The 18589-nt window shown below is 61.2% G+C and carries 17 protein-coding genes and 1 pseudogene; 8 read left to right on the plus strand and 10 right to left on the minus strand.

Annotation, left to right across the window (positions count from 1 at the left end; all coding sequences use genetic code 11):
* Window positions 1–20: 20 nt before the first annotated feature.
* From AC0V2S_RS22485 to lipA, 4 genes are all read left to right on the plus strand, one after another.
* Window positions 21–1181, plus strand: coding sequence for a D-alanyl-D-alanine carboxypeptidase family protein (locus AC0V2S_RS22485; protein ID WP_475511644.1), 1161 nt, complete (start codon window positions 21–23; stop codon window positions 1179–1181).
* A 94-nt stretch (window positions 1182–1275) separates the two neighbouring features.
* Window positions 1276–1548 (plus strand): DUF493 domain-containing protein, encoded by a 273-nt coding sequence (locus tag AC0V2S_RS22490; RefSeq protein ID WP_271198100.1) that lies wholly within the window; start codon window positions 1276–1278, stop codon window positions 1546–1548.
* Window positions 1548–2201 (plus strand): lipoyl(octanoyl) transferase LipB, encoded by a 654-nt coding sequence (gene lipB, locus AC0V2S_RS22495; RefSeq protein WP_475511645.1) that lies wholly within the window; start codon window positions 1548–1550, stop codon window positions 2199–2201. Before AC0V2S_RS22490 ends, lipB begins: the two co-directional genes overlap by 1 nt.
* Entirely contained in the window at window positions 2198–3190 is a 993-nt protein-coding gene (gene lipA, locus AC0V2S_RS22500) for a lipoyl synthase (protein WP_475511646.1), read from the plus strand. Before lipB ends, lipA begins: the two co-directional genes overlap by 4 nt.
* 191 nt (window positions 3191–3381) lie before the next feature.
* On the opposite strand, the gene AC0V2S_RS22505 is transcribed toward lipA, so the two are convergent.
* The 5 genes and pseudogenes from AC0V2S_RS22505 to leuS all read right to left on the minus strand — a co-directional run bounded on the left by AC0V2S_RS22505 (window position 3382) and on the right by leuS (window position 9470).
* Window positions 3382–4692 carry a lytic murein transglycosylase gene (locus tag AC0V2S_RS22505; protein WP_475511647.1) on the minus strand — a complete coding sequence of 437 codons (1311 nt, stop codon included), beginning with the start codon at window positions 4690–4692 and terminating at the stop codon, window positions 3382–3384.
* 116 nt (window positions 4693–4808) lie between these two features.
* Window positions 4809–4937 (minus strand): annotated as a pseudogene (gene arfA, locus AC0V2S_RS22510) (alternative ribosome rescue factor ArfA); the annotation flags it as partial.
* 105 nt (window positions 4938–5042) lie between these two features.
* Complete coding sequence (gene holA, locus AC0V2S_RS22515; protein WP_475511648.1) at window positions 5043–6080, minus strand: DNA polymerase III subunit delta; 1038 nt, start codon at window positions 6078–6080, stop codon at window positions 5043–5045.
* 39 nt (window positions 6081–6119) lie between these two features.
* Complete coding sequence (locus tag AC0V2S_RS22520) at window positions 6120–6755, minus strand: LPS-assembly lipoprotein LptE (protein ID WP_475511649.1); 636 nt, start codon at window positions 6753–6755, stop codon at window positions 6120–6122.
* A gap of 93 nt (window positions 6756–6848) precedes the next feature.
* Window positions 6849–9470, minus strand: a complete 2622-nt coding sequence (gene leuS / locus AC0V2S_RS22525) for a leucine--tRNA ligase (RefSeq protein ID WP_475511650.1) — start codon at window positions 9468–9470, stop codon at window positions 6849–6851.
* A 187-nt stretch (window positions 9471–9657) separates the two neighbouring features.
* Here leuS and AC0V2S_RS22530 point away from each other — a divergent pair, with 187 nt between their 5' ends.
* The gene (locus AC0V2S_RS22530) at window positions 9658–10095 is read left to right on the plus strand and encodes a hypothetical protein (RefSeq protein ID WP_475511651.1); all 438 of its coding nucleotides are present in this window, start codon (window positions 9658–9660) and stop codon (window positions 10093–10095) included.
* A gap of 27 nt (window positions 10096–10122) precedes the next feature.
* Entirely contained in the window at window positions 10123–10884 is a 762-nt protein-coding gene (locus AC0V2S_RS22535) for a YdcF family protein (RefSeq protein WP_475511652.1), read from the plus strand.
* Between the two features lie 74 nt (window positions 10885–10958).
* Here AC0V2S_RS22535 and lnt read toward each other — a convergent pair whose 3' ends face one another.
* From lnt to miaB, 5 genes are all read right to left on the minus strand, one after another.
* Window positions 10959–12479 (minus strand): apolipoprotein N-acyltransferase, encoded by a 1521-nt coding sequence (lnt, locus tag AC0V2S_RS22540; protein WP_475511653.1) that lies wholly within the window; start codon window positions 12477–12479, stop codon window positions 10959–10961.
* A gap of 88 nt (window positions 12480–12567) precedes the next feature.
* Window positions 12568–13407, minus strand: a complete 840-nt coding sequence (locus tag AC0V2S_RS22545; RefSeq protein WP_475511654.1) for an HlyC/CorC family transporter — start codon at window positions 13405–13407, stop codon at window positions 12568–12570.
* A 41-nt stretch (window positions 13408–13448) separates the two neighbouring features.
* Window positions 13449–13904 (minus strand): rRNA maturation RNase YbeY, encoded by a 456-nt coding sequence (gene ybeY, locus AC0V2S_RS22550; protein ID WP_475511655.1) that lies wholly within the window; start codon window positions 13902–13904, stop codon window positions 13449–13451.
* Window positions 13897–14916: a PhoH family protein gene (locus AC0V2S_RS22555; RefSeq protein WP_475511656.1), complete on the minus strand. Its 1020-nt coding sequence runs from the start codon at window positions 14914–14916 to the stop codon at window positions 13897–13899. Before AC0V2S_RS22555 ends, ybeY begins: the two co-directional genes overlap by 8 nt.
* A gap of 78 nt (window positions 14917–14994) precedes the next feature.
* Window positions 14995–16350 carry a tRNA (N6-isopentenyl adenosine(37)-C2)-methylthiotransferase MiaB gene (gene miaB, locus AC0V2S_RS22560; RefSeq protein WP_475511657.1) on the minus strand — a complete coding sequence of 452 codons (1356 nt, stop codon included), beginning with the start codon at window positions 16348–16350 and terminating at the stop codon, window positions 14995–14997.
* Between the two features lie 142 nt (window positions 16351–16492).
* On the opposite strand from miaB, the gene AC0V2S_RS22565 reads away from it, so the two are divergent.
* Together AC0V2S_RS22565 and AC0V2S_RS22570 are read left to right on the plus strand one after the other, a co-directional pair.
* Window positions 16493–16819, plus strand: a complete 327-nt coding sequence (locus AC0V2S_RS22565; RefSeq protein WP_110617159.1) for a DUF1820 family protein — start codon at window positions 16493–16495, stop codon at window positions 16817–16819.
* Window positions 16820–17038: 219 nt separating this feature from the next.
* Entirely contained in the window at window positions 17039–18208 is a 1170-nt protein-coding gene (locus tag AC0V2S_RS22570; protein WP_475508601.1) for an integrase core domain-containing protein, read from the plus strand.
* Window positions 18209–18589: the final 381 nt, after the last annotated feature.

The following is an 18589-nucleotide window of genomic DNA, read 5'->3' on the forward strand; positions in this document are numbered from 1 at the left end:
ATTAGTAACTTGAGAGACTGATGAATATCACCGCCTTTACCCGTCGTCTGAGTCTGTTCGCCCTCCTGATCACCGCCCCCGCTACCTGGGCTGCCGAAACGGCCGTTCCGGCCGCGCCGGAACTGGCTGCCAAAGCCTATGTGCTGATGGACGCCGCCAGCGGCAACGTGCTGCTGGAAAACAACGGTGACCAGCGCCTGCCGCCAGCCAGCCTGACCAAGCTGATGACCGCGTATATCGCCACCCTGGAAATCCGCCGTGGCCAGATCAGCGAAACCGACAAGGTGATGGTCAGCGAACACGCCTGGCGTACCGGCGGTTCGCGCATGTTCATCAAGGTCGGCACCGAGGTCGCTCTGGGTGACCTGCTGCACGGCATCATCATTCAGTCCGGCAACGACGCCAGCGTCGCCACCGCCGAACACATTGCCGGCAGCGAAGACGCGTTCGCCGACATGATGAACACCACGGCCGAAAAACTCGGCATGGTCGGCAGCCACTTTATGAACGCCACCGGCTTGCCTAACCCGGAGCACTACTCCACCGCGCACGACATGGCGCGGCTGGCCCGGGCAATCATCTACGAAGACCCGGCGCACTACGCCATCTACTCGCAGAAAGAGTTCTTCTGGAACAACATCAAGCAGCCCAACCGCAACCTGCTGCTGTGGCGTGACAAGACCGTCGACGGCCTGAAAACCGGCCACACCGACGAAGCCGGTTACTGCCTGGTGGCCTCGGCCGTGCGCGACGGCATGCGTTTGATCGCCGTGGTATTCGGTACTAACAGCGAACAAGCCCGTGCCGCTGAAACCCAGAAACTGCTGACCTACGGTTTCCGCTTCTTCGAAACCCAGACCTTCTACCAGAAGGGCACTGAGCTGGCCCAAGGCACCGTATGGAAAGGCGCTACTCGCCAAGTCAAAGCCGGTCTGGCTGAAGACCTGACCATGACCATGCCGCGCGGCCAGCTGAAAAAACTCAGCGCAAACATGACCCTGAACCCGCAGTTGGTTGCCCCGATCAAGCAGGGCGACGTGATTGGTAAAGTGGAAGTGAAACTGGAAGACAAAGTGGTGCACAGCGCGGACCTGATCGCCCTGGAGCCCGTAGACGAAGGTGGCTTCTTCCGCCGCGTGTGGGATAGCATCCGTCTATTCTTCTTCGGCCTGTTCAACTAACAGCCGCGTTAACCGATAGCCACAGGCGCCGGCACAGCCCCAAAAGGGCGGGCCGGCGTCTGCTTCCGCAGGCCAAAAGCCCGCCGAGACCGCCATGACAGACGCCACATCCGTAACCATCGAGTTTCCCTGCGAGCGCTACCCGATCAAAGTAATCGGCGATGCGGGCGAGGGTTTTACCGAACTGGTCATCGATATTCTCAAGCGCCACGCGCCAGATCTGGACGTGGGCACTCTGGTGCAGCGCGACAGCCGCAACGGTAAATACCTCACCGTGCAACTGCTGATCACCGCCACCGGCATCGAACAACTGCAAGACATCAACAGCGACCTGCGCGCCACTGGCCGCGTGCATATGGTGCTCTGATGACCCAGCGCCTGGGCTTTCGCGAGCTCGGCCAGGTCCCTTACGAACCGACCTGGCATGCCATGCAGCACTTCACGGACTCCCGGGTGGTAGATACCCCCGACGAGATCTGGCTGCTCGAGCACCCGCCGGTATTTACCCAAGGCCAGGCCGGCAAGGCCGAACACGTGTTGTTCCCCGGTGATATTCCGGTGGTCAAAGTCGACCGCGGCGGCCAGGTGACCTATCACGGGCCTGGTCAGTTGGTCGCTTACCTGATGCTGGACGTACGCCGCTCGAGCCTGGGCGTGCGTGAGCTGGTCAGCCGTATCGAGCTGAGCCTGATCGAGTTGCTCGCCAGTTATGGCGTGCAGGCCGAGGCCAAGCCGGATGCGCCTGGCGTGTATGTAGACGGGGCGAAGATTGCCTCGCTGGGTCTGCGCATTCGCAACGGTCGGTCCTTTCATGGCCTGGCGTTGAATGTGGACATGGACCTGCAACCCTTCCAGCGCATCAACCCTTGCGGGTATGCCGGAATGGCCATGACCCAACTGCGTGACCAGGTGGGACCAATTGAATTTGCCGAAGTAAGTGCCCGGCTGCGCGCGCAGCTCGTCACACACCTCGACTACGCTGAACAGACGACCCTGACGGGCGGAATTGAATCGCTATGAGCATTGAAGTAGCTGGCAACGAAGCAACCGCGGTTAAAGCCCCACCGGCCAAGGTGGAAATGGGCGTGAAACTGCGCGGCGCCGAGAAGATGGCGCGGATTCCGGTGAAGATCATTCCTACCGACGAGCTGCCGCGCAAACCTGACTGGATTCGCGTGCGCGTACCGGTTTCGCCGGAAGTCGACCGCATCAAGCAACTGCTGCGCAAACACAAACTGCACAGTGTCTGCGAAGAAGCGTCCTGCCCGAACCTGGGTGAGTGCTTCTCCGGTGGTACCGCCACCTTCATGATCATGGGTGACATCTGCACCCGTCGCTGCCCGTTCTGCGACGTCGGCCACGGCCGACCAAAACCGCTGGACGCCGACGAGCCGATGAACCTGGCCGTCGCCATCGCCGACCTGCGTTTGAAGTACGTGGTAATCACCTCGGTAGACCGCGACGACCTGCGCGACGGCGGTGCCCAGCACTTCGTCGACTGCCTGCGGGAAATTCGCAAGCTGTCGCCGGGCGTGCAACTCGAAACCCTGGTGCCGGATTACCGCGGCCGTATGGACGTGGCGTTGGCCATCACCGAACAAGAGCCGCCAGATGTGTTCAACCACAACCTGGAAACAGTGCCGCGTCTGTATAAAGCCGCGCGTCCGGGCTCGGATTTCGAGTGGTCGCTGGACCTGCTGGAAAACTTCAAGAAGCGCGTTCCGCACGTGCCGACCAAGTCAGGCCTGATGCTCGGCCTGGGCGAGACCGACGAAGAAGTGATCGAAGTGATGAAGCGCATGCGCGAGCACAACATCGATATGCTGACCCTCGGCCAATACCTGCAACCGTCGCGCAACCACCTGGCGGTGCAGCGTTTCGTGCACCCGGACGTCTTTGCCTGGTTTGCCGAAGAAGGTACCAAGATGGGGTTCAAGAACGTGGCATCTGGCCCGTTGGTACGTTCCTCGTACCACGCCGACCAGCAAGCGCACGGTGCCAAGAAGTAACCGATCGGCTGCGCGTCGGCGGTGCGGCGTTAAAAATGCTTTTTGAATGCTCATTGGCTACAGCCAACTGCGCTTCAAAAAGCATTTTTGCCTTGCCCCGCTCTAGCTCGCTCGATCTCGAAAGATGAGCGGCTGAAATCGCAAAAGCAAAAAGGGCGACCCTCGGGTCGCCCTTTTTATTGGTGGTGGCGTTACTGGCTTCGCAGTCGATTCAACAAGCTGTGATCCGCATACCCATCCGCCGGCAGATTGAGCTGCTGCTGATAAGCCCGCACAGCCTTACGCGTGTTGGCGCCCAGAATGCCATCAGCGGCGCCCGGCTCGAACCCATGCGCGGCCAGCAACTCCTGCAACTCAATGCGCTCGCTACGGCCCAACTGCGGGTCGTCACGCGGCCAGTCGGCCAGCACCGCTGCGTTGGCGCCACGGATGCCGTCGGACAGCAAGCCAACGGCCAGCGCATAGGACGACGAGTTGTTGTACTTGAGGATACTGCGGAAGTTGCTCAGCAACAGAAACGCCGGGCCGCGATGGCCTGCGGGCAGCAGTAGGGTTGCCGACTCGCCGGACAAGATCGGCGCCAGCGCTTTTCCGCTGGCGGGCATTACGCCGAGGGCGGTCCACTCGGCCACGCTTCTGCGCGTGTCCGGATCGGCCAGGGCGTAATCAAACGCCTTGGGCAAGCGCACTTCAAACCCCCACGGCTTGCCCAGCTGCCAACCCGACTGCTGTAGGTAATGGGCGGCCGAGGCCAGGGCATCTGCCGAGGAATACCAGATATCGCGGCGGCCATCGCCGTCGAAGTCCACGGCGTGCTGGTTGTAGGTGGTGGGCATAAATTGGGTCTGGCCCATGGCGCCAGCCCAGGAGCCGACTAAACGCTCCGGTGTGATATCGCCATGCTGGAGAATCTGTAGCGCGGCAATCAGCTGCTCACGCCAGAACGCGGCGCGGCGGCCTTCGTAGGCGAGGGTGGCCAGTGAGCGGATGACGTTGTTGCTACCGATGTTATTGCCATAGGCACTTTCCATGCCCCACACCGCCACCAGCACTTCAGCTTGCACGCCGTAGCGTTGCTCGATGCGGCTCAGGGTTGCTTGCTGCTGGGCGTACTGCGCCTGACCGTTAGCGATACGTCGGGCGGACACGGCGCCATCGAGGTATTCCCAGACCGGGCGGGTGAATTCGGGTTGGCTGCTGTCAGCGGCGACCACGGCGGGGTCGAGGGTGACATTGGCAAAGGCGCGGTCGAACAAGGCGGCGCTGATGCCTGCATTGACGGCATCGCTGCGCAATTGGCTGCGCCATTCTTCGAACGTTTGCGTCGGTACAGGGGCGGCAGGCTGGACGGGGGCGCCAGCGGCGGTGGGCGCGGCGGCTGCGGTCGGCAGGGCGGAGGCAGTAGACTGTGGCGCTTGGGGCGCTTCGGCGCAGGCGGTGAGCAGATTGAAGTGAAAGCTCAGTACGGCGCAGGCCAGGGTGCGCGATGACAGGTTGAACATCAGCAGGTCTCAAAGCGGTAAACAGCGGCCACCTTACCACGCTGACGGAGTGGAATCCTTTCAGGCAGCCAGAAAGCCCGCAGCAAAAAAACCAGGCCCCAGAAAGACAGAAGCCCCCAGTTTTGCTGGGAGGCTTCGCGGCGGTAGCTGCCTTTGCCTTTCTTCGGCTGTTCCTGGCGGCTGCGGAACAGGGGTTGGGCAATGATGGATTTAGCTTTATTGGGGCGTTTCTTCGATGTGGCCATGACAGTCCTCGGGCGGGGCGGGTGGCTGGGCTTTGATAACAGAAGAGGGGTAGCCCCGCGGCGCGGATCATCGGCCTGTGTCGGGCGTCTGTCCAGTGCCGCTTATCACTCCTGAGGAAGCGACAGACGTTGACCGGCGAGCAACAAGGTCAGCCGGCTGATATCCAGCCAGGGGTCGCCAGCGGCCTGGCCCTTGATCTGCGCGTCGATGCGCTGGGCGTCCTGCAGCATCTTGCTCCAGCGTGCAGCGGAGTGGCGTTGCAGGGCTTTGCTCACCAGCGGGCGGCGTTTGTCCCACACCGGCGGGCGGGCCTGGCTGAAGGCTTTTTCCAGCGGAATGCCTTGGCCGTACTGCTGCGCAATGGTCGCCAGCAGACGCAGTTCGCGGGCCAGGGCCCATAGCACTACGGTGCTGTCGACGCCCTCGCCGCGCAGCCCTTCGAGGGTGCGCAGGGCGTGGCTGGCTTCGCCATTGAGAGCCGCATCGATCAGGCCGAATACGTCATAGCGGGCGCTGTCGGCCACGGCGGCCTGCACGGTGCTGGCGTCGATCTGATTGCCGTCGGCTAGCAGCTTGAGCTTCTCGATCTCCTGCGCAGCGGCCAGAAGGTTTCCTTCCACGCGGGCGGCAATCAGGTCGACGGCTTCCTGGGTGGCGTTCATCCCCGCCTGGTTCATGCGTTGACGAATCCATTGCGGCAACTGGTGCACTTCCACCGGCCAGATCTGGATGAACTGCGCCTGGGGGCCGTCGATGACCGCCTTGGCCCATTTGGTTTTCTGCGTGCTGCCATCGAGCTTGGGCAGGCTGATCAGCAGCAGGGTGTCTTCGGGTGGACGCGACAGGTATTCCAGCAACGCCGCCGTGCCTTTGTCGCCCGGCTTGCCGTTGGGAATGCGCAATTCCAGCACGCGCTTTTCGGCGAACAGCGAGAGGCTGTTGCCGGCTTGCAGCAGCGTGCCCCAGTCGAAACTGGCATCGGCGTTGAACACCTGGCGTTCAGTAAAACCCTGGGCGCGGGTGGCTGCACGAATGGCGTCGGCGGCTTCCTGGCACAGCAGCGGATCGTCGCCGCTGATGGCATACACCGGGGCGAGACTGCTTTGCAGGTGTTTGGCGAGTTGTGCGGGGGCGAGCTTCATAGGCGGGAGTGCTGGGCCGCCGGAGCGGCCCGAGCGGTCTTACTGGACTTTGATCGGCAGTTGCAGCGGCGATTGCTGGGGCTTCTCGGCCTCGGCCTTGCGCGCGGCTTCGATAGCGTCAGCTTCGGCTTGTGCCTTGGCGTCGGCATCGGCTTGTGCCTTGGCGTCGGCATCGGCTTGCAGCTTCTCGAGCTGGGCCGGGGTGATCAGTTGCAGGCGCTGAGCCAGTTGAGTAACCAATTCATGCCGCAGTTCTTCACTGAGCTGGAGGGACTCCTGCTCGGAACCGATCAGGTTGTTTTCGTCGTTGACGTAGGTGTTCTGCACGTCAACGGTATTTTGCAGCAGCACAACGTCTTTGGCGCCGCGCAGTTCGTAGGTCACTTCCATGGTGGTTTCGTATTCGGCGCTACGAGCGCTGCCGGTGTAGCTGACCGTACGGTTTTTGGTGCTCTCGCTGGTCAGCGCCACGGTGTAGGGCGCGCCGGCGTGCACATTCACGCCGCTATTGGTCAGCGTCTGGCGCAGTTCCTTGACCGTCGCGCCGTACGCATCACGGGCCGTCAGGTTGATTTCGGTGAGGGCGAAGGCCATGTCGCCGGTGCCGCGCAGCTGGAAACCACAGGCGCTAAGCAAGGTTGCCAGGCCGACTACCATCAGATTCCGTTTGATCATCTGTTATCCCCTTAAACCATCTGTAGCGCTGCCAATGCTGCAGCGCCAACTCAATTAGGTGTTCGCGGCGCCAATGGCGGCCGCGATACGTCATCAGCTCGCGACGATATTGACCAGCTTGCCCGGTACCACGATGACCTTGCGAATGGTCAGGCCGTCGAGGAAACGCAGTACGTTTTCGTTAACCCGTGCAGCGGCTTCGACTTCTTCGCGGCTGGCGGTAGCCGGCACGTCGATCTGGCCACGCAGCTTGCCGTTCACCTGTACCACCAGTTGCAGGTTGTCCTGCACCAGGGCGCTTTCATCCAGCACTGGCCACTGGGCGTCGATAACGGCGTTTTCATGGCCCAGTTCCAGCCACAGTTCATGGCTGATATGCGGGGTGATCGGTGCCAGCAGCAGGGCCACGGTTTCCAGACCTTCTTGCAGCAGGGCGCGGTCGGCGTCGCTGTCTTGCGCGGCTTTTTCCAGCACGTTCATCAGCGTCATCACCTGGGCGATGGCGGTGTTGAATTTGTGGTGTTGGCCAATGTCCTGGCTGGCCTGGCGGATGGCCAGGTGAATGGCGCGACGCACGTCTTTCTGCGCGTCGGTGAGGCTGGCCACATCGAGGCTGCCAGGCACGCCACGGGCCACATGGGCCTGGGCCAGACGCCAGACGCGCTTGAGGAAACGGTGCGCACCTTCAACACCTGAGTCGGACCATTCCAGGCTCATATCGGGCGGCGAGGCAAACATCATAAACAGGCGGCAGGTGTCGGCACCGTACTGGTCGATCATCGACTGCGGGTCAACGCCGTTGTTTTTCGACTTGGCCATCTTCTCGGTGCCGCCGATTTCCACCGGCAAACCGTCGGTCTTCAGGGTGGCGCCGATGATCTTGGCCTTGGCATCACGTTCGATTTCAACGTCGGCCGGGTTGAACCAGGTTTTGCTGCCGTTGGCTTCAAGACGGTAGTACGTCTCGGCAATCACCATGCCCTGAGTCAGCAGGTTCTTGAACGGCTCATCGGAGTCGAGCAGGCCTTCGTCGCGCATCAGCTTGTGGAAGAAGCGCGCGTAGAGCAGGTGCAGAATCGCGTGTTCGATACCGCCGATGTACTGATCAACCGGCAACCAGTGGTTGGCGGCAGCCGGGTCGACCATGCCTTTGGTGTAGTTCGGCGAGGCGTAGCGGGCGAAGTACCAGGACGATTCCACGAAGGTGTCCATGGTGTCGGTTTCGCGCTTGGCCGCGGCGCCGCATTTCGGGCAGGTGCAGCTGTAGAACTCAGGCAGACGCGCCAGCGGGCTGCCGGCGCCGTCCGGTACTACGTCTTCTGGCAACACGACGGGCAGTTGGTCTTCCGGCACCGGCACATCACCGCAGGTATCGCAGTGGATGATCGGAATCGGGCAGCCCCAGTAGCGTTGACGGCTAATGCCCCAATCGCGCAGACGGAACTGGGTGCGAGCCTGGCCGAGGGCTTTTTTCTGCAGCGCTACTTCGATGGCATCGAAGGCGCCGGCGAAGTCCAGGCCATCGAACTCACCAGAATTGATCAGTTGACCGTGCTCGCCATAGGCGGCTTGCCACGGCGCCGGGTTCTCGTCGCCGGCGCTGGTACGCACCACCGATTTGATCGGCAGGCTGTACTTGTGGGCGAATTCGAAGTCGCGCTCATCGTGCGCCGGAACGGCCATGACCGCGCCGTCGCCGTAGTGCATCAGCACATAGTTGGCGACCCACACCGGCAGCTTTTCGCCGGTCAGCGGGTGCTCGACAAACAGGCCAGTCGCCAGGCCTTTCTTTTCCTGGGTGGCGATATCGGCTTCAGCCACGCCACCGCGTTTGCATTCGTCGATAAAGGCTTGCAGCTCCGCGGCTTTGTCCGCCGGCAGCTTCTGCAGCGCGATGGCGGCGAGCGGGTGTTCGGCGGCCACGGCTACATAGGTCGCGCCCATCAGGGTGTCGGCGCGGGTGGTGAAGACGTTCACCTTGCCGGCCTGGCCGATGGAGGCCTGGTCGTAGGGGAAGCTGACTTCCATGCCGCGGGATTTCCCAATCCAGTTGCGCTGCATGGTCTTGACCTGTTCAGGCCAGCCCGGCAGGTCGTCGAGGCTGGTGAGCAGCTCATCGGCGTAGGCGGTGATCTTGAAGTAGTACATCGGGATTTCGCGCTTTTCGATCAGCGCGCCGGAACGCCAGCCACGGCCGTCGATAACCTGCTCGTTGGCCAGAACGGTCTGGTCAATCGGGTCCCAGTTCACGGTGCCGTTTTTACGGTAGATCACGCCCTTTTCGAACAGCCGGGTGAACAGCCATTGTTCCCAGCGGTAGTAGTCCGGTTTGCAGGTGGTGACTTCGCGCGTCCAGTCCACCGCCAGGCCCAGGCTTTTCAGCTGGTTCTTCATGTAGGCGATGTTTTCGTAGGTCCACTTGGCGGGCGCGACGTTGTTTTTCATCGCGGCGTTTTCCGCCGGCATGCCGAACGCATCCCAGCCCATCGGCTGCAGTACGTTTTTGCCTTGCATGCGCTGGTAGCGGGCGATCACGTCGCCAATGGTGTAGTTGCGCACATGGCCCATGTGCAGCTTGCCGCTGGGGTAGGGGAACATCGACAGGCAATAGAAGGTGTCTTTGCCTGGTTGTTCACTGACTACGAAGGACTTCTGCTCGTCCCAGTAGGTTTGCGCGGCGGCTTCGGTTTCACGGGGCTGGTAATGTTCGTGCATGGCTACTTTGGCTGTGAAAAAGGACGTTTCAAAGAACGCCGTAGCATACATGACCCCGCCGGGGGCTGGGAAACCCTGATTACGCCTGTCGCCTGAGCCTCCGCCGTTGGTCGCGGCGGCCGGCTCGTTGCGAGGGCGAAACTATGCTTGCAGGAAGATCAATGGCACGGAGCTGGCGAGGTTGCAGATGGCGGAGTTACGGCACGAAGAAGCACAGGGCGGTCTCTACGAGCGCCTGCTGCATCGTCTTGCCATAGCGCTGGATGAAGCCGACAGCGACAGCCGCTGGCAGAACAAAACCCCGCAAGAATTAGAACTTCGTGGCCTTAGTCCGGCTGAGCTGGAACTGATTCGCGCCTACCTGGACCGGGACCTGCACTGGCTGCGCGGCTGGCATGCGGCGGCCAAGGAACTGGCGCTGATCGAGCAAAGCCCGGCGCCCACCATCAAGCCTCCACGCCCTGGCCATATCGCCAAAATGGCCAAACCCAAAGGCCTGATGCGCCGCCGACAAAAGCTGCTCTGCGCACTGTGCGGTACCGCTGCCTTCTGGCATCCCGGCGAAGGTATTCAGGCCTGCAGCGCCTGTGGCTCGCAGTTGTTCCGCGCCTCCAAACCCCGGTAGGCTTCGGGCACCTTTGGGAGGTGCTCGATGGTCCTGCGTTATTTCTTCAAACAACTTCTATTGCCGCCCGGCTGCCTGTTTCTGTTGCTTCTGGCCGCCTGGTGGTTGCGTCGGCGTATGCCCCGTGTGGCGTTGGCGTGTTTCGTTCTGGGCCTGGGCGGCTTGTGGATCAGCAGTTTGCCCATCGCCGTGGAAACCTTGGCGCGGGTGGTAGAGCGCGAGCCGGCGCTGACGCCCCAGCAGATCGAAGGCCTGACGCAGCGGGTGGATGCCATTGTGGTGCTCGGTGCCGGCCGCGAGCGGGAAGACCCTGCCTGGGGCGGCGACCAAGCCAGTCATCTGGCCGTGGAACGCCTGCGCTATGCCGCGCGGCTGGCGCGAAGCACCGGCTTGCCCGTGCTGATCAGCGGCGGCGCACCGTATGACGAACCCATCAGCGAGGCGCAGCTGATGACGGAAGTGATGGTCAGAGATTTTCGCGTGCCCGTGCGCTGGCAGGAAGGCCGCAGCCGTACCACGTTGGAAAACGCCGAGTTCAGCGCGCAGATGCTGCAAAAGGACGGCATCCGCCGGGTGTTGTTGATCACCCAGGCCGCCCATATGCCACGGGCGCGCTGGTGTTTTGAGCGTGCCGGGCTGGAGGTGGTGGCGGCGCCGGTAGGATTTATGAGCGTGCCCAACTTGCGGCCGTTGGGTGGCTGGTTGCCGGAAAGCAAAAGCATGTGGCAGACCGGCATATTGCTTAACGAAGTGGCGGGGCAGATTGCCTATCCGTTGTTTTATCGGTAACCCGCAGGTTTCTTTCGCTCATATACCCGTCATCCCCGCGAAGGCGGGGATGACGGTGGTAGGGGTTGGTGTGCTCAAACCGTCTTGGCAATCCGGCTCGCCAACAACGCCCACCCAAACAGCAGAAAACACACAATTACCAACGGCCACGAGCGCCATTGCAGGTAGGGCGTCAGCTTCTGCATCGGCACCACTTCGCCGTACAGCACGCCCTGTTCGAATTGCGGAATCTGCGTGGTGATATGGCCAAACGGATCGATCAGCCCGGTCACGCCATTGTTGGTGGCGCGGATCATCCAGCGGCCGGCTTCCAGTGCGCGCATCTGCGCCATCTGCAAGTGTTGCAGCGGGCCGATCGAGGTGCCGAACCAGGTGTCATTGCTCACCGTCAGCAGCAGTTGGCTTTGCGCCGACAGGCCGGCGGCAAATTCCGGGTACACCACTTCGTAGCAAATAAACGGCGCGATCTTGTAGCCCTTGGCATCCAGCAGTTTCTGGTCGGAGGGGCCACGGGCGAAGTCGGACATCGGCAGGTCGAAGAATGCGATCAACCCACGCAGTACGTCCTGCAGTGGCACGTATTCGCCAAAGGGTACCAGCTTCTGTTTCCGGTAGGTGCCGCTGCCATCGCCAACGACGGTGATGCCGTTGTAGTAACGCTTTTCGCCTTGGGCATTGGTTTCGCGCAGTGGCACACCGGTGATCAGCGCGGCCTGGCGGTCATTGGCGAAACGGCCCATGACATTCAGGTAACCGTCAGCGAACTCCTTGAGAATCGGCACTGCCGTTTCCGGCCAGACGATCAGGTCCACCGGCTTGGCGCTGAAGGTCATGTCGCGGTACAGGCCCAGCTGCGCATTCAGGTGCTCGGGGTTCCACTTCATTTCCTGGGCGACGTTGCCCTGGATTGCAGCCACTTTCAGCGGTGCACCGGCGGGTTCGGTCCAGGCATGGGTTTTCAGGCCCAAGGCCAGGGCCCATGGTGCGATCAGCAGTACAACGCCCACGGCTAGAAACGCCTTGCGGTCGCCCAGACGCGGCAGGTTGATCAGCAGCGCCGCCGTCAGCGCCAGCACAAAGGAAATCAGCCACATGCCACCGACCGGCGCCAGACCGCTCAGCGGGCCGTCGAGTTGGCTATAGCCGGCGTACAGCCAGGGGAAACCGGTGAGGAACCAACCGCGGAACGCTTCCTGGGCCAGCCACAACGCGGCGAAAGCCAGGGCGTCGGCCAGCGGCGCTTCGACACGGCGCAGCCAGCGTGCCCACACAAAAGCGGGCAGGGCGAAGAACCAGGCGACGCACGCGCAGAACCCTACAGTGAGGAACAACGCCAGCGGCGCCGAGGCACCGCCGTAATCATGGATGCTGACGTAGATCCAGCTGGTGCCGGCGACAAACACACCAAAGCCAAAGCACCAGCCACGGCCCAGGGCCTGACGCGGCGTGAGGTCGCGCAGGCCGAGGTAGAAAAGGGCGATGGACACCAGGGCCAATGGCCAGATATCGAAAGGGGCGAGGGCGAGGGTGGTGATGGCGCCTGCGGCGAGGGCGACTAAATTGCCGACCCAGCCGGCCTTAGAAATCCAGTTCATTGTTTTCCTGTTGGTCGGTAGATCGGTGTTGGGGGCATATGCGTATCGTTGGGCTTCGCCTGCGACTCAACCCAACCTACGTTCCGTTTTACCGGTCGATACGGGTCAGGCGCAGCAAGTGAATGCGACGGCTATCGGCGCTCAATACGCGAAAACGGAAGTCGCCGATCTCGGCAATTTCGTTGCGCTTGGGCAGATGGCCGAAGGCGCTCATCACAAGGCCGCCGACAGTGTGGAATTCGTCGTCGGTGAATTCGCTGTCGAACGACTCGTTGAACGCGTCGATCGGTGTCAGGGCCTTGATCAGGAAGTCGCCGCTGGGCAGCGGTTTGATATAGCTGTCTTCCTCGACGTCGTGCTCGTCTTCGATATCACCGACGATCTGTTCCAGCACGTCTTCGATGGTGACCAAGCCGGCCACGCCGCCGTATTCGTCGATGACGATGGCCATGTGGTTGTGGTTGGCGCGGAACTCGCGCAGCAGCACGTTGAGGCGCTTGGACTCAGGCACAAAGGTGGCCGGGCGCAGCATGTCTTTGATGTTGAAGGCCTGGCTGTCGCTCTGCAGTACCAGCGGCAGCAGGTCTTTGGCCAGCAGTACGCCAATCACGTCATCGAGGCTTTCGCCGACGACGGGGTAGCGCGAGTGGGCGGACTCGGTGATCGCCGGGATCAGCTCCTGAGGCGTCAGGCCGGCCTTGATGCTGACCATCTGCGAGCGCGGCACCATGATGTCGCGAACCTGCAGGTCGGCCACCTGAATGGCACCTTCGACGATGGCCAGCGCTTCGCTGTCCAGGAGTTTGTTCTGATGGGCTTCGCGCAGCAGCTCTAGAAGCTCCTGACGGTTTTTCGGCTCATGGGCAAAAGCCTGGGTAATTTTGCCTAACCAGGATTTTTGCCCGCTGCTCGATCGGTCTTCGCTCATGCTGTTTACTCAGTGTTCCTTTCTGGTGCCTGGGAGCCAGGCTATTCGTCGCCTGCATAGGGATCAGGATGACCCAATTCAGCGAGCAATTGTTGTTCCAAGGTTTCCATTTCGACGGCTTCGTCATCGTCAATATGGTCGTAGCCCAATAGATGCAGGCAGCCGTGAATCACCAAGTGAGCCCAGTGGGCCTCGGCGCTTTTGCCTTGTTCGGCGGCTTCACGGTCCACCACCTGCACGCAGATCACCAGATCGCCCAATAGCGGGATATCCAGTAATTCATCGGGCACGTCGGCGGGGAAAGACAGCACATTGGTGGCGTAGTCTTTCTGCCGGTAGGTGTGGTTGAGTTCGCGCGCCTCAGCTTCGTCTACCAGGCGAATGGTCAGCTCCGAATCGGCCGTGCGCTGGCGCAGCGCCAGTTCGCACCATTGGCGGAACTGGGCTTCGCTTGGGCTGGCGGCGCTGCTGGCGTTTTGCAGATCAAGCTCAAGCATTGCCGCGGTCTGCCTCGGGTGCATTCTTGTTTACAGAGGCAGTGCTTTCAGCAGCCGTTTCGAAGCGCTCGTAGGCTTCGACAATGCGCTGCACCAGCGGATGGCGCACCACGTCCTTGGACAGGAAGTGGGTAAAGGAAATGCCGGGCACGTCCTTCAACACATCAATCACGTGGGTCAGGCCCGACTTGGTGCCGCGCGGCAGGTCGACCTGGGTGATGTCGCCAGTGATCACAGCCGTGGAGCCAAAGCCGATACGGGTGAGGAACATCTTCATCTGCTCGAGGGTGGTGTTCTGACTCTCGTCCAGAATGATGAAGCTGTTATTAAGGGTACGGCCGCGCATATAGGCCAGCGGTGCCACTTCAATCACCTGTTTCTCGATCAGCTTGGCCACTTGCTCGAAGCCGAGCATCTCGTACAGCGCGTCGTAGAGCGGGCGCAGGTACGGGTCGATCTTCTGCGACAGGTCGCCCGGCAGGAAGCCGAGCTTTTCGCCGGCTTCGACCGCCGGGCGGACCAGCAGGATGCGGCGGATCTGTTCGCGTTCCAGGGCATCCACGGCGCACGCCACGGCCAGGTAGGTTTTACCCGTACCGGCTGGGCCGATGCCGAAGTTGATGTCGTGGTTGAGGATCGACTTCACGTAGCGCTGCTGATTGATGCCGCGCGGGCGAATCATGCCCTTGCGGGTGCGCAGGGCGACGCTGGCTTCCACCGTATTGCTGGCCAGCTCTTCAACCGCAGATTCCTGCAGGAACAGATGGACAATATCGGGGGACAGTTGGGTGGCGTTGGTTTCCCGGTACAGGCGGCGCAGCAGCTGCTCGGCGGCCTGGGTGGTTTCGGGAGCGCCGACCAGTTCGAACTGGTTGCCGCGGTTGCGGATCTCGATGGCCAGGCGCTGTTCGATCAAGCGCAGGTGCTCGTCGAATTGCCCGCACAAGTTGGCGAAGCGGCGAGCTTCAAAGGGTTCGAGGATAAAACGATGCGGTTCTATGGGTGCGTTCAAGGTCGTGTCGGTAGCCACTGAGGTGGGTCGAAGGATAACCCCGGATGCCCGAGTGGGAAAGCTCGGGCATCTGCGGCTTTAGTGGCAGTCAGCCACTGCTTCGTCTTCTGTAACCAGCGTACCGCGCAAGGAATGCGGTCTGGCCTCATCGATCCGTACGTCGGCGAACTGCCCGATCAGACGCGCGTTGTCGCAGCGGAAGTTGACGATACGGTTGTTCTCGGTGCGCCCGGTGAGTTGGCCAGGGTCGCGTTTGGAGAAGTCATTCACCAGCACGCGCTGAATGCTGCCAACCATCTGGCGGCTGATTTCAAAGCCCTGCTGGTCCAAACGGTGCTGCAGACGGGCCAGGCGCTCGCGGTTGGTTTCGGCCGGAATATCGTCCGGCAGATCGGCTGCTGGTGTCCCCGGGCGGGCGCTGTAGACGAAGGAGAACGAGAAATCGAAGCCGACATCGGCCACCAGCTGCATGGTGTTCTCGAAGTCTTTTTCGGTTTCGCCTGGGAAGCCGACGATAAAGTCCGAGGTGATGCTGATACCCGGCACGGCCGCTTTGAGCTTGCGGATGATCGACTTGTATTCCAGCCCCGTGTGGTTGCGCTTCATCGCCGCCAGAATACGGTCGGAGCCGGCCTGCACCGGCAGGTGCACGTGTTTGACCAGCTCCGGCACTTCGGCGTGGGCGCGAATCAGGCTCTCGGAGAATTCCAGCGGGTGCGAGGTGGTGTAGCGAATGCGGTCGATGCCGTCGATGGCGGCGACTACGCGGATCAGCTCGGCCAGATCGGCGGTGCGGCCGTCATGGGTCACGCCCCGGAAACCGTTGACGTTCTGCCCCAGCAGGGTCACTTCACGTACGCCGTGCTCGGCCAGGTGAATCACTTCGGCCAGCACATCATCGAACGGCCGGCTGACTTCTTCGCCACGGGTGTAAGGCACGACGCAGAAGGTGCAGTACTTGCTGCAGCCTTCCATGATCGACACGTACGCGCTCGGGCCGTCGATACGCGGTTCGGGCAAACGGTCGAATTTTTCGATTTCCGGAAAGCTCACGTCCACCTGGGGCAAGCGGGTAATGCGCGCGGCGTCGATCATTTCCGGCAGGCGGTGCAGGGTTTGCGGGCCGAATACCACGTCCACATAGGGCGCGCGGTCGCGAATCGCCGCGCCTTCCTGGCTGGCCACGCAACCGCCAACGGCGATCACCATGTCCGGCTTGGCCAGTTTCAGTTCACGCCAGCGGCCCAGTTGCGAGTACACCCGGTCTTGGGCGCGCTCACGAATCGAGCAGGTGTTGAGCAGGATGACATCGGCGTCTTCAGCACGGGCGGTGACTTCCAGGGCCTGATGTTCGCCCAGCAGGTCGATCATGCGCGAGCTGTCGTACTCGTTCATCTGGCAACCGTGGGTTTCGATATACAGCTTCTTGCTCATGCGCGTTCTGAATCTCGGGGAGATGGGGTGACGTGAGAACCGCGCATTATAGGGATGCCGACCCAAAGGGCCTAGCATTGCCTGCCGGGAGGCTATGCTATGATCCCGCCCCCGAAAATTTCCCACGGTTTTTCCCCTCCCCATGAGCAAGCGTGAACCTATCTATAAGGTGATCTTCCTCAACCAAGGCCAGGTGTTCGAGATGTACGCCAAGCAGATCTATCAAAGCGATCTGTGGGGTTTTCTCGAGGTCGAGGAGTTTGTCTTTGGCGAGCGCACGCAGGTGGTGGTTGATCCGAGTGAGGAGAAGCTCAAGGCGCAGTTTGAGGGCGTGGTACGGAGTTTTGTGCCGATGCATGCGATTGTGCGGATTGATGAGGTGGAGCGGTTGGGGACGCCGAAGATTAGTGAGGCTAGGGCTGGGGTGGGGAATGTGATGCCGTTTCCGATGCCTATGCCGGATAAGTGATTTCTTCCGAAAGCGTTCTTCTGGCTGGCTTTGTTTTTCTTCGTTACCGCGTGTGCTGAGCGTTTTTGTTTCGCGCCTTACGCGCGACTGACTTTTGGCATTGCCCCAAAAGTCAGCAAAAGGTCTAGCCGGTACGACTCACCCACATAGGTAACAAATCAGTTCAACCACATGGGTAACAGTTTTTAACCTAGTGGGGTCTCCTCAGGAGGGTGCCCCATGCCGTGGCGAGAACTGAAACCTATGGACGAGAAAGTGTTGTTTATTGCTGACTACCTCAGGCAGGTCAGCAGCTTCACTGCGTTGTGCGAGCACTTCGGCATCAGTCGAAAGACCGGCTACAAGTGGGTGGAACGCTACAACCTAGCCGGTATGGAGGGGTTGGCTGAGCAAAGTCGCCGCCGCCGCGAACAGGTGTGCACCCCCTTTGTTATTCGTGAATACATCCTCGATCTGAGGCGCCGATCTGCCGTTGAGCTGGGACCGAAGAAGATCCAGGCACTGGTGGAGCAGCGATACCCTGGGCAGAGTCCTTCCCGGACCACGATCTACACCATCCTTAAGCAGGCGGGGTTGGTCACGCCCCGCCGGCTTCGTAAGCGGGTGCCCAGCTATCCAAAGCCGCTTAAATCCACCAACGAACCTAATGAACTCTGGAGCGCCGACTACAAAGGCCAATTCCTGACTCAGGACGGGAAGTGGTGTTATCCGTTGACGGTGATGGATCACGCCAGCCGCTTTCTGCTGGCTTGCGAAGGCATGTCTGGCACGCGATTGAAGGAAACCCAGTCGGCTTTTGAACACCTGTTTCGCTGCTACGGATTACCTTCGCGCCTGAGAACAGACAACGGAACCCCTTTCGCCAGCGCTGGCAAAACCGGCCTAAGCCAATTGTCCATTTGGTGGTTACGGCTGGGCATCATTCCTGAGCGAATAGCACCTGGTCGCCCCGAACAGAATGGGCGCCACGAACGCATGCATCGCACGTTGAAACGCGCCGTCACTCACCCCTGTTCTGCGCATATGGCAGAGCAGCAAAAGCAGTTCGACCTGTTTCGTCACAACTACAATGAGCAGCGGCCGCACGAAGCGCTAAACCAGAGCACGCCCAAATCGCACTACCAGAGTTCGCCACGCCCATACCCTGAACGGTTGCCGGAGCCGGCCTATCCTGGCTATGTCGAACCACACCGTGCCGACTGCAGCGGAATCATCAATCGGCACGGCATGCGCATCTATGTGGGGCACCTGTTGAAGCACGAGCTAGTTGGGCTGGAGCAAATTGGCGATGATCTTTGGGCCATACATTTCGGCCCGGTAGTGATCGGTAGGCTGGACGAAAGGGAGCAGAAGGATGGATATCTATCCTTGAAAGTGTCACCCATGTGACTGAACACTTTTGTTACCCATGTGGTTGTCTCGTACAAGCCCCCACCTTGGGTCTACGCTTAGCTCCGACTTCCCTCGCTACGTCGCCGCTCCAGGGGCCGGTCTGAAGGGCCATCCATGGCCCTCATCCCTCTCCGCGGCTCCCGGCCGCTACGACCCCTTACGCAACGACTCCACTCGGCCTGGCGCTAAAGGGGCGGGCAGATCAAAAACCAGATCAAGATCAAGATCCAGAGCCAAATCAAACCTTGGCCGCGCCGCGATTGAGTTCCCCTCTCCCGCTTGCGGGAGAGGGGCTAGGGGTGAGGGCCGGCTCAAACGCAGATTTGTAGGAGCCAGCTTGCTGGCGAACCCTGCAAACCCCATTCTCGAGTCCCATCT

It is taken from the genome of Pseudomonas sp. CC11G, assembly GCF_056174845.1.